This is a genomic window from Yimella radicis, assembly GCF_054778255.1.
This window is the reverse complement of the sequence record NZ_BAAGZR010000009.1, coordinates 481,480-494,574: the sequence shown is the minus strand read 5'-3', so window position 1 is coordinate 494,574 and position 13,095 is coordinate 481,480. Positions and strand designations below refer to the sequence as shown.

Annotated in this window: 14 protein-coding genes and 3 tRNA genes; 10 read left to right on the top strand and 7 right to left on the bottom strand. The window is 66.4% G+C overall.

Features of this window, described 5'->3' with window-relative positions; all coding sequences use genetic code 11:
- Positions 1-201: 201 nt before the first annotated feature.
- Positions 202-1,098, bottom strand: coding sequence for a 3-methyladenine DNA glycosylase (locus ACYU8W_RS09470; protein ID WP_499468548.1), 897 nt, complete (start codon positions 1,096-1,098; stop codon positions 202-204).
- A 103-nt stretch (positions 1,099-1,201) separates the two neighbouring features.
- On the opposite strand from ACYU8W_RS09470, the gene ACYU8W_RS09465 reads away from it, so the two are divergent.
- From ACYU8W_RS09465 to rdgB, 7 genes are all read left to right on the top strand, one after another.
- On the top strand, positions 1,202-2,062 hold the full coding sequence (locus tag ACYU8W_RS09465; RefSeq protein WP_499468546.1) for an SGNH/GDSL hydrolase family protein: 861 nt from the start codon (positions 1,202-1,204) through the stop codon (positions 2,060-2,062).
- A 4-nt stretch (positions 2,063-2,066) separates the two neighbouring features.
- The gene (locus tag ACYU8W_RS09460; protein ID WP_141927938.1) at positions 2,067-2,837 is read left to right on the top strand and encodes a fumarylacetoacetate hydrolase family protein; all 771 of its coding nucleotides are present in this window, start codon (positions 2,067-2,069) and stop codon (positions 2,835-2,837) included.
- Between the two features lie 82 nt (positions 2,838-2,919).
- Positions 2,920-3,744, top strand: coding sequence for a glutamate racemase (gene murI / locus ACYU8W_RS09455; protein ID WP_499468544.1), 825 nt, complete (start codon positions 2,920-2,922; stop codon positions 3,742-3,744).
- Positions 3,741-4,523, top strand: coding sequence for an MBL fold metallo-hydrolase (locus tag ACYU8W_RS09450; RefSeq protein WP_499468542.1), 783 nt, complete (start codon positions 3,741-3,743; stop codon positions 4,521-4,523). Before murI ends, ACYU8W_RS09450 begins: the two co-directional genes overlap by 4 nt.
- 41 nt (positions 4,524-4,564) lie before the next feature.
- A complete protein-coding gene (locus ACYU8W_RS09445; protein ID WP_499468540.1) occupies positions 4,565-5,590 on the top strand; it encodes a S66 family peptidase in 1,026 nt (341 codons plus the stop codon).
- Positions 5,591-5,656: 66 nt separating this feature from the next.
- Positions 5,657-6,421, top strand: a complete 765-nt coding sequence (gene rph / locus ACYU8W_RS09440; protein ID WP_499468538.1) for a ribonuclease PH — start codon at positions 5,657-5,659, stop codon at positions 6,419-6,421.
- On the top strand, positions 6,418-7,023 hold the full coding sequence (gene rdgB, locus ACYU8W_RS09435; protein WP_129624856.1) for an RdgB/HAM1 family non-canonical purine NTP pyrophosphatase: 606 nt from the start codon (positions 6,418-6,420) through the stop codon (positions 7,021-7,023). Before rph ends, rdgB begins: the two co-directional genes overlap by 4 nt.
- 215 nt (positions 7,024-7,238) lie before the next feature.
- On the opposite strand, the gene ACYU8W_RS09430 is transcribed toward rdgB, so the two are convergent.
- Together ACYU8W_RS09430 and bcp are read right to left on the bottom strand one after the other, a co-directional pair.
- Positions 7,239-7,320: transfer RNA gene (locus ACYU8W_RS09430), tRNA-Leu, on the bottom strand.
- A gap of 100 nt (positions 7,321-7,420) precedes the next feature.
- Complete coding sequence (gene bcp / locus ACYU8W_RS09425) at positions 7,421-7,888, bottom strand: thioredoxin-dependent thiol peroxidase (protein WP_499468536.1); 468 nt, start codon at positions 7,886-7,888, stop codon at positions 7,421-7,423.
- 76 nt (positions 7,889-7,964) lie between these two features.
- Between bcp and ACYU8W_RS09420 the strand changes: the two genes are divergently transcribed.
- Together ACYU8W_RS09420 and ACYU8W_RS09415 are read left to right on the top strand one after the other, a co-directional pair.
- A complete protein-coding gene (locus ACYU8W_RS09420; protein ID WP_129624858.1) occupies positions 7,965-8,237 on the top strand; it encodes a DUF3618 domain-containing protein in 273 nt (90 codons plus the stop codon).
- A 22-nt stretch (positions 8,238-8,259) separates the two neighbouring features.
- On the top strand, positions 8,260-8,556 hold the full coding sequence (locus tag ACYU8W_RS09415; RefSeq protein ID WP_239702144.1) for a co-chaperone GroES: 297 nt from the start codon (positions 8,260-8,262) through the stop codon (positions 8,554-8,556).
- 48 nt (positions 8,557-8,604) lie between these two features.
- Here ACYU8W_RS09415 and ACYU8W_RS09410 read toward each other — a convergent pair whose 3' ends face one another.
- The 3 genes from ACYU8W_RS09410 to ACYU8W_RS09400 form a co-directional block, all read right to left on the bottom strand.
- Complete coding sequence (locus ACYU8W_RS09410) at positions 8,605-9,801, bottom strand: glycine C-acetyltransferase (RefSeq protein WP_499468533.1); 1,197 nt, start codon at positions 9,799-9,801, stop codon at positions 8,605-8,607.
- Between the two features lies 1 nt (position 9,802).
- Positions 9,803-10,840 carry an L-threonine 3-dehydrogenase gene (gene tdh, locus ACYU8W_RS09405; RefSeq protein ID WP_499468531.1) on the bottom strand — a complete coding sequence of 346 codons (1,038 nt, stop codon included), beginning with the start codon at positions 10,838-10,840 and terminating at the stop codon, positions 9,803-9,805.
- A 121-nt stretch (positions 10,841-10,961) separates the two neighbouring features.
- A tRNA-Lys gene (locus ACYU8W_RS09400) sits at positions 10,962-11,037 on the bottom strand.
- Positions 11,038-11,216: 179 nt separating this feature from the next.
- Between ACYU8W_RS09400 and ACYU8W_RS09395 the strand changes: the two genes are divergently transcribed.
- Complete coding sequence (locus ACYU8W_RS09395; RefSeq protein WP_499468529.1) at positions 11,217-12,938, top strand: YihY/virulence factor BrkB family protein; 1,722 nt, start codon at positions 11,217-11,219, stop codon at positions 12,936-12,938.
- A 54-nt stretch (positions 12,939-12,992) separates the two neighbouring features.
- Here ACYU8W_RS09395 and ACYU8W_RS09390 read toward each other — a convergent pair.
- A tRNA-His gene (locus ACYU8W_RS09390) sits at positions 12,993-13,068 on the bottom strand.
- Positions 13,069-13,095 lie beyond the last annotated feature (27 nt).

Genomic DNA, 13,095 nt, shown 5'->3' with positions numbered 1-13,095 from the left:
AACACGCGAGATCTCATCAGCCATGCCTGATGAGTGTCCCGGATGTCACGACACTCGGGTGTCCCGAATGTCATGACATCCGGGACACCCAGAAGTCACGAGACATCACACGGCGTTCCCTCGTGCACTTCCCGTCACCTCGATGCCGGCTGTGGGCAGCCGTGGTCTTGAACAACGGTCGGACGTGGGTCGATCTCCCGGCTACGACTCGACGGTTGCGCGCACGGGTGCGCACCGAGGGGAAGCAGGAACGTCCAGCACCGCGAGCAATCGCTGACGCAGGGGACGGGCGCGGTCGGCGAACGCTCGCTGCTGGCGGACGTACTCGGCTTTCCCTTCAGGGGTCTCGACGGCTACCGGGGTGTGGCCGAGGGAGGTGACGTCGTACGGGGAGGCTCGCATGTCGAGCAGGCGGATCTCGCGCGCGAGGTCGAAGCAGTCCATCACCAGTTCGCTCGGCACGAGCGGACTGAGTTTGAAGGCCCATTTGTAGAGGTCCATGCCCGCGTGCAGGCAACCCGGCTGTTCGAAGTTCACCTGTGAATCACGTTCGAGCACAGCCGAGTTGCGAGGAACGGCGTCCGGGGTGAAGAAGCGGTAGGCGTCGAAGTGGGTGCACCGCAGATCGTGCGAATCGACCACGTCGTCAGTGCCGGCATGCCCCAGACGAAGGGGCAGTTGTGCGTGGCGCACCTCGTCCGCAGGCGTTCGGTAGGCCATCGCCCACTCGTGCATCCCGAAGCACGACAACTGCATCGGACGCTCCGATGTCACCGACAGCAGCCGGCGAGCCAACTCGAGTACCTCGCCCTTGCGCTCGATGAACGCGGGCACGTCGACGGACGCGCCCGCGTCGTCCACTCGGTAGAACGCCCAGTCGGACCGTTCCTGAGCTCCGTCCAGGACGACTCCGGCGCCCGGGTGCCACACCCGCAGCTGCGAGGGCTTGTAGGTGTAGTACTGGAACAGGAAGTCGTCGATGGGGTGCTTCAGACCGCGATCGCGACGGTGAATGTGTGCGGCGACGGAGGCGTCGACCCGCCGCTCGTGGGCGAGCGAGCGGGCTCGCCAGTAGTCCTGCGAGAGCACCTGCGCCACGCGAGCACGGTAGTGGTGTGCAAACGCAGCCGGGAAATCGGAGCCGGGAAACGTCCGACGTGGCAGAGTGAGCCAGATCACACCGCGCTAGGAGAGCACCCCCATGAAGCGTTCCATCGCACTGTCAGCAGTACTCGCCGTCGCCGGATTCACCGCCGCACCGGCCGCATCCGCCGGAGCAGACAATCCGCACGCGTCGTCCGGAACCTATGTCGCACTGGGGGATTCGCTCGCCGCCGGGTACCAACCCGGCTTGGGTGACGACAAGGACGGCGGTTACGTCGGCGGCGTGTACGCCGCCCTGCGGGACAAGTACCGCGGCGCCAAACTCGTCAACCTTGCCTGCAGCGGTGAAACCAGCACGGGCATGATCGCCGACGGCCGGTGCACCTACCCGGCCGGCCAAAGCCAGTTGGAGGCTGCCGTCGATCTGATCAGGTCTCACAAGGGCAAGGTCCGGCTGATCACGCTCAACATCGGTGCCAATGACGTCCAGCGGTGTGTGAAGGGCGGTGCTGTCGACATGCCGTGCGTCCAGGCCGGACTCACCGCCGTCGCTCGCAACCTGCCGCAGATCACCACCGCCCTCCGGGCCGCGGCCGGCGCCCAGACCCAGATCGTCGTCCTCAACTACTACAACCCGTTCCTCGCGGCCTGGGCCGCCGGCAACCCGCAACTCGCGCAACTGTCGACCATGTTGCAGGGGCAGCTCAACGCTTCGATCTCGTACGCGGCCAAGGCCGCCGACGCGAAGGTCGCCGATGTCGCGACGGAGTTCCGCAGCAACGACTCGAGCCGGCAGCCGAACGGACTGCCCACCAACGTCGCGATGATCTGCGGTTACACCTGGATGTGCAGCAAGGGCGACATCCACGCCAACGACATGGGGTACGCGCTGATGGCGGACACCGTGACCCCGCTGGTGCACGGGCCGAAGCGTCCGGCGGCACCCTCAGTAAGCTGACCCGGTGCGAATCTGCCGATACACCGATGGTGAAGACCCCTACTTCGGACTCGTCGACGGGGCGGGCGAGAAGATCGCCCAGATCAGCGGCGACCCGCTGTACACCCGGATCGAACTGACCGGAGTCACGACGACGGTCGACCGGGTGCGCCTGCTCGCACCGGTCATCCCACGGTCGAAGGTGATCGGCATCGGCCGCAACTACGCGGCCCACGCACAGGAGATGGGCGCCGAGCCGCCGAAGGAACCGATGATGTTCCTCATCCCCAACACCGCCGTCATCGGCCCGGACGACCCGGTGGTCATGCCGCCGCAGTCCGAACGGGTCGACTACGAGGGCGAAGTGGCCGTGGTCATCGGACGCATGTGCCGCGACGTGTCGCCCGAAGAGGCTGCGAAGTCGATCTTCGGCTACACCTGCGCCAACGACGTCACCGCGCGCGATCTGCAGAAGTCGGACGGTCAGTGGGCCCGGGCCAAGGGGTTCGACACGTTCTGCCCGATCGGACCGTGGATCGAGACCGACCTCGACCTCTCGGATCTGCGGGTCCGCACCCGGCTGGACGGCGAGACCGTGCAGGACGGTACGACGGCCGACATGATCCACGACGTCCCGACGCTGATCTCGTACGCATCGCAGGCGTTCACGCTCCTGCCCGGTGACGTGATCCTGACCGGCACGCCGGAAGGTATCGGTCCGGTGCAGCCTGGTCAGCGCGTCGAGGTCGAGGTGCAGGACATCGGCACGCTCGCCAACCCCTACGTGCGTCATTGAGCCGTCGGCCCGTGGTCATGCTGTGACCATTTGCACGTCGACCTGATTCGGCACTGTCCGCGACCGGCCCTAACCTGGTTCGGTGTCTGGTGCACCCATCGGGATCTTCGACAGCGGCTACGGCGGTTTGACCGTCGCGCGCGCTGTGCTCGATCAGTTGCCGCACGAATCGATCGCCTACCTCGGCGACACCGCGCGGGCACCCTACGGACCGCGTCCGATCGCGCAGACCCGTCAGTACGCGCTGCAGTGTCTCGATCGACTGGTTGCGCACGGGGTGAAGGCGCTCGTCATCGCCTGCAACACCGCGTCGGCCGCCGTGCTGCACGACGCGCGCGAACGCTACGACGTGCCGCTCGTCGAGGTGATCCGCCCCGCAGTCCGCCGCGCCGTGAGCGCCACTCGCACCGGCAGGGTCGGTGTCATCTCCACGAAGGGCACCCACCAGTCCGGTGCCTACCTGGACGCGTTCGCCGCGGCGCCCCATCTGCACGTGCGCTCGCAGCCGTGCCCGCGGTTCGTGGAGTTCGTCGAGGCCGGCATCACCGGTGGTCCCGAACTGCTCGAGGTCGCTCGCGGATACCTCGAACCACTGCAACAAGACGGCGTCGACACCGTCGTCCTGGGCTGCACCCACTACCCGTTGCTGACCGGTGTCATCTCGTACGTCATGGGTGACGGGGTGACCCTGGTGTCGTCCGCCGAGGAGACCGCCAAGGACGTCTACCGCGTGCTGGCCGATCGCGACCTGCTCGCGCCGGCATCGGACGGCATGCCCGGCCTGTCGTTCACCACGACCGGAGACCCTGAGGAGTTCCGCCGTTTGTCCAAGAGGTTCCTGGGGTTGCCGCCCGAGTTCGACGACGTGTTCGAGAACAACTTCCATCAGGTGGGAGTGACCGGATGAGGCTCACCATCATCGGCTGCTCCGGTTCCTTCGCCGGCCCGAACTCTCCGGCGTCCAGCTACCTGGTGCAGTCCGAGCACGAGGGACGCACCTGGAACCTCGTGCTCGACATGGGCTCTGGTTCGCTCGGTGCGCTACAGCGGCACATCGAACTCGACACCATCGACGCCATCGTGATCAGTCATCTGCACCCTGACCACTGCCTCGACCTGACCGGACTCTTCGTCGTCACCAAGTACCACCCGACACGTGGCCCCCTGCCGCGCGTGCCGGTCTACGGCCCGCAGGACACCGCCGCGCGCATGTCCCGCGCGAACGGAGTGACGCTCTGCGAGGCAGCCGACCCGCACGGCATGGACAGCGAATTCGATTTCCGCACATTGGTCTCGCTGGACGCGTTCCAGGTCGGTCCGTTCACGATCACTCCGCACCGGGTCAATCACCCGGTGGAGGCGTTCGGCTTCCGCATCGAGGCCGACGGCAAGGTGCTGGCCTATACCGGCGACACCGACAGCACCCCTGATCTGCTGCCCCTGCTGCGCGACGCCGACCTCGTGCTTGCCGACTCGGCGTTCTGCGAGGAGCGCGATGAGGTACGCGACATCCACCTCACCGGGCGGCGCGCGGCGGAAGCTGCCGTGGCCGCAACCGGAGTCCAACGCCTGATGCTGACCCACATCCCGGCCTGGAACGACCCGGAGGTCTGTCGCGCCCAGGCAGCGCAGGTCTGGCTCTCGAAGGTGGAGCTGGCCGTGTCTGACGAGGTTCACGACATCTGAACTGCCTTGCGTCGCGGCCGGGTTCGGGCTTGGCTGGACGCATGGTCCGTTACCCGAAACCCCTGCAGGCCGGCGACACGATCGCTGTGACAGCGCCGTCCGCCGGGTGCGAACCTCGCCACCAAGGTCGACTCGACTTCGCGCTTAAGTGGTTGCAGGACAAAGGTTTCGAGGTCATCGAGGGCAATTGTCTGCGTGGTGGCACGCAGGTCAGCGCACCCGTCGCGGAGCGCGCCGCAGAACTCAACGCCTTCCTCACCGACGCCTCGATCAGCGCGGTCGTGCCGCCGTGGGGAGGGGAGACGTCCATCGACCTGATCGACCTGCTCGACTACGACGCGATCCGTGCCGCCGAACCGACGTGGCTGGTCGGCTTCAGCGACACGAGCACGCAATTGCTCGCCCTGACCTTGCGCACCGGGCTGGCCACCCTGCACGGGCACAATCTGATGGACTCTCCGTACGACCTGCCGCAGGGATTGGCGCCGTGGTGGGTCGCGGCGGCGACGCCTGCCGGCGGCACGTTCACTCAGTACGCCGCGACCCACCGGCGTCCGCTCGGTTTCGACGACTGGGAGAAGGACCCGACTCCCACGACGATGCCGCTGACCGTGCCGACCTCGTGGAAGGTGCTGCACGGTCCCTCGTCCTTGCAGATCAGCGGACGGTTGATCGGTGGCTGTGTCGAGGTGTTGTCGCCGCTCGCCGGAACGGCGTACGGCGACGTGACGGCGTTCGGTGAGCAGCACGCGTCCGATGGTCTGCTGGTCTATCTGGAGGTCTGCGAACAGGGCGCCTACGACGTCGCCCGCGCGCTGCACGGGATGCGACTGGCCGGCTGGTTCGACAACGCCAACGCCGTGCTGCTGGGGCGCACCTCGGCTCGGGACGCGCAGTACATGAGCCAGCACGACGCCGCCATCGACGCACTCGCCCGGCTCGACATCCCGATCATCGCCGACATGGACTTCGGCCACGTGCCGCCGTACATGTCGTTCGTGAACGGCGGGCTGGCGACCGTCACGGTGGACGCCGGCCGACGGAAGATCTCGCAGACGCTGCGATGAACGCGTGATCCGCGCGGCGCTGCATGCCGTTGGGTGTCCGATGGCTCGCGTCCTAGTCTGGAGCGCATGACCGATGCCACTCCTCAGACCCGACACGACGGCCGCGCGAACGACGAACTCCGCGACATCAAGATCACCCGCAACTGGCTCGACCACGCCGAGGGCAGCGTGCTCATCGAGTTCGGCAAGACCCGGGTGCTCTGCGCCGCATCATTCACCGAAGGTGTGCCGCGTTGGCTCAAGGGCCGTGGAACCGGGTGGGTCACCGCCGAGTACGAAATGCTGCCGCGCTCGACGAACACCCGCAGTGACCGCGAATCGCGCAAGGGCAAGGTCGGCGGCCGCACACACGAGATCTCCCGGCTGATCGGACGGTCGCTGCGGGCGATCATCGACACGAAAGCGTTGGGGGAGAACACGATCGTGCTCGACTGCGACGTCCTCCAGGCGGACGGTGGTACTCGCACCGCAGCCATCACCGGGGCGTACGTGGCCCTGCAGGACGCGATCGAGGACGCCCGGGCGACGGGCCTGATCGCCAGGAACGCGCAGCCGCTCACCGGATCCATCGCCGCCATCAGCGTCGGCGTGGTGAAGGGCGTTCCGGTCCTCGACCTGGACTACCCGGAGGACTCCACCGCCGAGACGGACATGAACGTCGTGATGACCGGTGCCGGTGGCTTCGTCGAGGTGCAGGGCACTGCCGAGGGTGCACCCTTCGACCGCGACGAACTGAACGCGCTGCTCGATCTCGCCGCCAAGGGCATCGGCGACCTCACCAGTCTGCAGCAGGAAGCGCTGGACACGCCCGCCCGCGAGCGTTCACGATGAGCGACCTGGTCCTCGCGACCCGCAACGCCGGCAAGATCGCCGACCTGCAGGGGCTCATCGACTCCGAGCCCGCGCTGGACGGGCTGCGCGTGGTGGGAGTGGGAGATTTCCCCGAACTCGAGGACGTTCCGGAGACCGGGCTGACCTTCATCGAGAATGCCACCCTGAAGGCCAAGTACGCGACCGAGAAGTTGAATCTGCCTGCGGTTGCTGATGATTCAGGAATCTCGGTGGACGTGCTCGGCGGCTGTCCAGGTGTGTTCAGCGCGCGCTGGGCAGGACGTCACGGCGACGACCAGGCCAACATCGACCTGCTGCTCGCGCAGACCGCCGACGTGCCGATCGACAAGCTGATCGCTCGCTTCGAGTGTTCGGTGGTGCTCGCGATGCCGGACGGTGCGTTGCACTCTGCCACCGGGGTCGTCGACGGGCGGCTCACCCGAGAGCAGCGCGGCACCAACGGGTTCGGATACGACCCGATCTTCGAACTGCCTGACGGCCGTACGTTCGCCGAGTACACCGCAACCGAGAAGCACGCTGCCTCTCACCGCGGCCAGGCCTTCCGTGCGCTGGTGCCCACCCTCGTCCGGCTGTTCACCTGAGACGATTGCGCAGCGGGTGCGCGACCGCAGCGTGACGGCGGCATCGTCGATCCAGCATCTGCTGGGCATCGACGGCATGCCGCGGCGCTACGCCGACGACTGGGAGCGGACGGTTTCCAGCTCTTCAACCAGATCTCATCGCTTGGTGCGTATGTCCTGGCCGCGTCCACGCTGCCGTTCATCCTCGCAAGCGAGTCTGCGTCGGGGACCGAAAGTGCGCGAGGGGGGACTCGAACCCCCACACCCGAAGGCGCCAGGACCTAAACCTGGTGCGTCTGCCAATTCCGCCACTCGCGCAAGCGCACCAAGACTAGATCACCGGAATCCCTGCGTGGATTCCGCGCAGGTAGGAACATGCGTCGATCCAGGAGGTGCGCGGATTTCTGCAGGACGCGGCTCAGGCCAGCTTGAGGGCCTTCTTCAGGGACGCGACGTGGCCGGTGGCCTTGATGTTGTACTTCGCCAGTTCGACCTTGCCCTCGGGGTCGACGACGATCGTGGAGCGGATGACGCCCACGACGGTCTTGCCGTAGAGCTTCTTCTCGCCGTAGGCGCCGTACGCCTCGAGCACCGACTTGTCCTCGTCCGACAGCAGCGGGTAGGTCAGCGACTCCTGCTCCACGAACTTCTTCAGCTTGGCGACAGGGTCGGGGGAGATGCCGACTACGTCGTAGCCGGCCTCGGCCAGGCCGGCGAGGCTGTCGCGGAAGTCGCAGGCCTCCTTGGTGCAGCCGGGGGTCATCGCGGCCGGGTAGAAAAAGATCACCAGGTGGCGTCCGCGGTAGTCCGACAGTGACACCGATCCGCCTTCGCTGGACGGCAGGGTGAAGTCGGGTGCGGGGTCCGACATTGCGAGACGAGTCATGGGGTCCTCCGAACGTACTGGCGGGTCTGTCTGCGTTATCGTCTCAGGCAGTCCACGAACCTCAAGGAGTAACCCCATGGCCGACAAGCCGGCACCGAAGAACGCCAAGGAGATCGAGGCCGAACTCCAGGCGTCCCGTCAGCGCTTGGCAAGCACCATCGACGAACTCGCCTTCCGCGCGCAGCCCAAGGAGGTTGCCAAGCGTCAGGTCGAGGGACTCAAGCTGAAGGCCAACGACATGACCCGCACCTCCGACGGCGACGTCGCCGAGGACAAGGTCGGCAAGATGGTCGGCGGAGCCGGAGCGTTCCTGCTCGTGCTCGGCCTGCTGCGCCGTCTCCGTGGCTGAGGAGCACAACCTTCCGATTCGGATGCTGCATGACCGTCTGCTCGTCAAGGCGGACGGTGAGGGCGGCGAACGGCGGTCCGGTGGCGGCATCGTCATCCCGGCCACTGCGGCGATGGGCAAGCGACTGGCCTGGGCCGAGGTCGTAGCCGTCGGGCAACACGTCCGGCAGGTGCAGCTGGGTGACCGGGTGCTGTACGACCCGGACGAGAAGGCCGAGGTCGAACTGCAGAGCCGCTCGTACATCCTGCTTCGCGAACGCGACCTGCACGCGGTTGCGGCCCAGCGGGTGGACGACGGATCGACCGGTCTCTATCTGTGAAAAATGACTGCGGGGCAACCGAATCGGTTGCCCCGCAGTCATTTCGGTTCAGGAACCGAGTACCTCGGAACGCGCGTCGATGAACGCCTGGACGCAGGTGCGCACGTCGTCCTCCGAATGGGCGGCGGACAGCTGGACGCGGATGCGGGCCTTGCCCTTCGGGACGACCGGGTAGCTGAATGCGATCACGTAGACGCCACGCTGCAACATCGCATCGGCGACCTGTGCGGCCTGGCGCGCTCCTTCCTCGCCGGGGAACATGACCGGGGTGATGGGGTGCGAGCCGGGAAGCAACTCGAAACCGGCGTCGGTCATCAGCTCACGGAACAGCTCGGTGTTGCGGCGCAGCTGCGCGCGTCCTTCGCCCGATGAGCGAGCCAGCTCCAGCGCCTTGCGCGACCCGGCGACCACCGAGGGCGCGACGGCGTTGGAGAAGAGGTACGGACGAGACCGCTGGCGCAGCAGGTCGACGATCTCCTGGTGCGCGGCGACGTAGCCACCGGAAGCGCCACCGAGGGCCTTGCCGAGGGTGCCGGTGACGATGTCGACGCGGTCGATCACGCCGCAGTGCTCGTGCGTGCCGCGTCCGCCTTTGCCGACGAAACCCACGGCGTGCGAGTCGTCCACCATGACCATCGCGCCGAACTCCTCGGCCAGGTCGCAGATCTGTTCCAGCGGCGCGTAGTAGCCGTCCATGGAGAAGACGCCGTCTGTGACGATGATCACGCGGCGCGCGTCCGCGTCCTTCGCCGCCTGCAGCTGGGTGCGCAGATCGTCCATGTCGGCGTTCTGGTAACGGAACCGCTTGGCCTTCGACAGGCGGATGCCGTCGATCAACGAGGCGTGGTTGAGCTCGTCGGAGATGATCGCGTCCTGCGCCTCGAACAACACCTCGAAGATGCCGCCGTTGGCGTCGAAGCAGGAGGAGTAGAGGATCGCGTCGTCGGTGCCGCAGAAGTCGGCCAGTTCGCGTTCGAGGTCGCGGTGCTGGGTCTGGGTGCCGCAGATGAAACGCACGCTGGCCATGCCGAAACCCCACTCGTCCAACGCTTTTCGCGCCTCAGCGACAACGTCGGGGTGGTCGGCGAGACCGAGGTAGTTGTTCGCGCAGAAATTCAGTGCCTCGCCGGCCGTGGTGGCGACGTGGGAGGACTGTGGGGTGGTCAGTTCGCGCTCGCGCTTGGTGAGTCCGGCGTCGTCGATCTCACGCAACGACGCCCTCAGCTGGTCCTTGATGGCGTACATCTCAGCTCCAATCCATGATGACCTTGCCGCAGTTGCCTGATCGGGCCGCAGCGAACGCGTCCTGCCATTGTTCGGCGGGGAAACGGTGGGTGATGACCGACTGTACGGCGCGCTTGAGTTCCGGGGAGGTCGAGAGCATCGCGCTCATCGCGTACCAGGTGTCGTACATTTCGCGGCCGTAGATGCCCTTGATCGTGAGCATGTGTGTGATGACCCGGCCCCAGTTGACAGCGAAGTCGTCACCGGGTAAGCCGAGCATCGCGATGCGTCCGCCGTGGTTCATGTTGTCGATCATCTCGGCCATTGCCTGCGCGTTGCCCGACATTTCCAGGCCGACGTCGAAGCCCTCGCGCATGCCCAGTTCGCTCTGGACGTCGGCGATCCGTTGCTGCGCCACGTTGACGACCCGGTCGGCGCCGGCGCCGCGGGCCAGTTCGAGGCGGTAGTCGGAGACGTCGGTGACCACGACGTGCCGTGCGCCGACGTGCTTGGCGATGGCGGCCGCCATCACGCCGATGGGTCCGGCGCCGGTGATGACGACGTCCTCGCCGACCATGGGGAAGGACAGTGCAGTGTGGGTGGCGTTGCCGAACGGGTCGAAGACAGCACCGAGGTCGGGGTCGATGTCGGCCGGCTGCACCCACACATTGGACGCCGGGATCACGACGTAGTCGGCGAACGCGCCGTCGCGATTGACACCGACGCTGTTGGTGCGGATGCAGACCTGTCGCCGGCCGGCGCGGCAGTTGCGACACTCGTTGCAGACCACGTGGCCCTCACCGGAGGCACGCTGCCCGACGGTCGCGCTGGCGACGTCGGGACCGATCTCGACGACCTCGCCGTAGAACTCGTGGCCGATGACCAGCGGCGGTTTCACGATCGAGGACGCCCAGTCGTCCCACTGCTGCAGGTGCAGGTCGGTGCCGCACAAACCTGCTCGCAGCACCCGGATCTTCACCTCGCCGGGGCCGACGGTGGGTTCGGGAACGTCGATGAGTTCGAGTCCGGGGGCTGCCGATGTCTTGGCCAATGCACGCACGTTCGGCCATCTTGCCAGGAGGTGTGATGAAGACAACAGCGGCGCGTCGTGGGTGTCCATGCACACTCGCGGCGTGGGCGAATAACGACGAAGGCCAGGCAGATTGCCTGGCCTTCGTGACTGGTGCGCCATCAGGGACTCGAACCCCAAACCCGCTGATTAAGAGTCAGCTGCTCTGCCAATTGAGCTAATGGCGCAACGAGGAAGAATATTACCCCACGGTCCGGGCAAGTGTGAAATCGGTTGAGCGCGGCCGGTTGCGAGCGCGCGCTCGCCGTGTCGCGACGAAGTGCCACCGGGCGCGAATGCCCGCGCGGCCCCGATTCTCGGTAGGTTCCCTGGTAGTAACTGTCTGCCTTGGAGGACCTGAAAACCCATGACCGTCCTGCACGACGAAGTGATTGACCGGCCGTTCGACGAACCCCCGGAGTCACCCGCCAAGCCCGACTGGAAGGTCGCGTTCGGGCGCGCTCGATCCAAGTTCTCCCAGGACCAGTGCACCGACGTCGCGGCTGCCCTGACCTACTACTCGATGCAATCGCTGTTCCCCGGACTCATCGCCGTCATCTCGCTGCTGAATATCTTCGGCGACGGCAAGGAGACGACGAACAAGCTGGTGGAGTCGATCGGTCGCATCATCGGCAAGAGCCCGAGCGAGTTGTCGACGGTCACCACGTTCATCGACAATGTCCAGGCCACCCCCGGCGGTGGACTCGCCCTGTTCATCGGTATCGCCGGTGCGTTGTGGTCGGCGTCGGGTTACGTCGGCGCTTTCAGCCGGGCCCTCAACAAGATCTACGCGGTCGACGAGGGTCGTTCGTTCGTGAAGTTGAAGGGCACGCTGCTGCTCATCACGGCGATCGAGATCATCCTCATCGTGCTGGTGGCTCTTTCTCTCGTGCTGAGCGGCGGGGTGGCCGAGGAAGTCGGTAACGCGATCGGCCTGGGCAGCACTGCAGTCTTCGTGTGGGATTTGGTCAAGTGGCCATTCGTCGCTCTGGTCGTCATCGGCATCATCTCGATGCTGTACCGCGCCACGCCGAACGTGCGCAAGGCCAAGGGCAGACTGTTCAGCTCCGGCGCGATGGTCGGTTTCATCGTCTGGGTGCTCGCCTCGATCGCACTCGTCATGTACATCGGCTTCACCCAGGGAGCGAGCTACCAGAAGACCTACGGTGCGTTCGCCGCCGCCATCATCCTGTTGTTGTGGCTGTGGATCACCAACCTCGCGATGCTCTTCGGTGCCGAACTCGACGCCGAACTGCTGCGCACCCGTCAGTTGAAGTCCGGGCTCCCGGCCGAACGCCTGATCCTGCTGCCGGCCCGCGACACCGACGGCATCGACAAGAAGATCGAGAAGGACGAGAAGCAGGTCGCCGACGCGATCGAGCTGCGAGTGAACTCCGGAGGAAGCATGGACGCCTACACCGGCCGTGACAATGCCGAGACCGCCACCGCGCGCGACTTCGGGCTGGCGATGGGTCCGAGCCAGCACGGCAAGGTGGGCAACGGCTCGGCGCCGGTCGACCGTGAGCCGGCTACCGTCCTGACGCGACCCACGCGCACCCGTGAGTCGATGCCGACCGACCCGAACGACGCCGCCGTCTACGTCCAGAACTCCCGTGACTCCCGTCGCGAGGAAGCGTTGATCGCCGCCGCGCAGGAGCGCAAGGTGCGTGAACGTAAGACCGCGCAGGAGGCGAAGGTCAAGAAGAAGCAGGCCGAGAAGGAGAAGGAGCGGCGCGAACTGGAGAAGGCGCACAAGGACGCCTTGCCGTTGGCCAAGGAGTGGGAGGCGGTGGACGCCGTGCGCGCGCAGTTCGCCCCGCGTCCGAGTGCCGAGCGCGACCGCATCCTGGCCGAGCGCGAGTCCCGTCGTCAGGCTTTCAAGGTGGAGCAGGCTGAGGCGAACGCAGCCAGGGCACAGGAGGCACGCGAGAAGAAGGCGTTCGAACCGACCGCCGAGAGCAAGGCGTTCGTTCCGGGTGAGGCGGAAGGGCCGCAGGGTGCGCCCCCGGCGCCGAGCGTGCTGGAACAGCAGGTCGCCACGGAGCGGGAGAAGCGACGCAACGACTGGTACGCCGCTCGCGGACTCTGACCGCGACAGGCACGAAGAAGGCCCGGTGACGATTCGTCACCGGGCCTTCTCATATGGGGTGAGTGACGGGACTTGAACCCGCGACCACCGCGACCACAACGCGGTGCTCTACCAGCTGAGCTACACCCACCATGCAGATGCCGCCTACGTGAGGCAG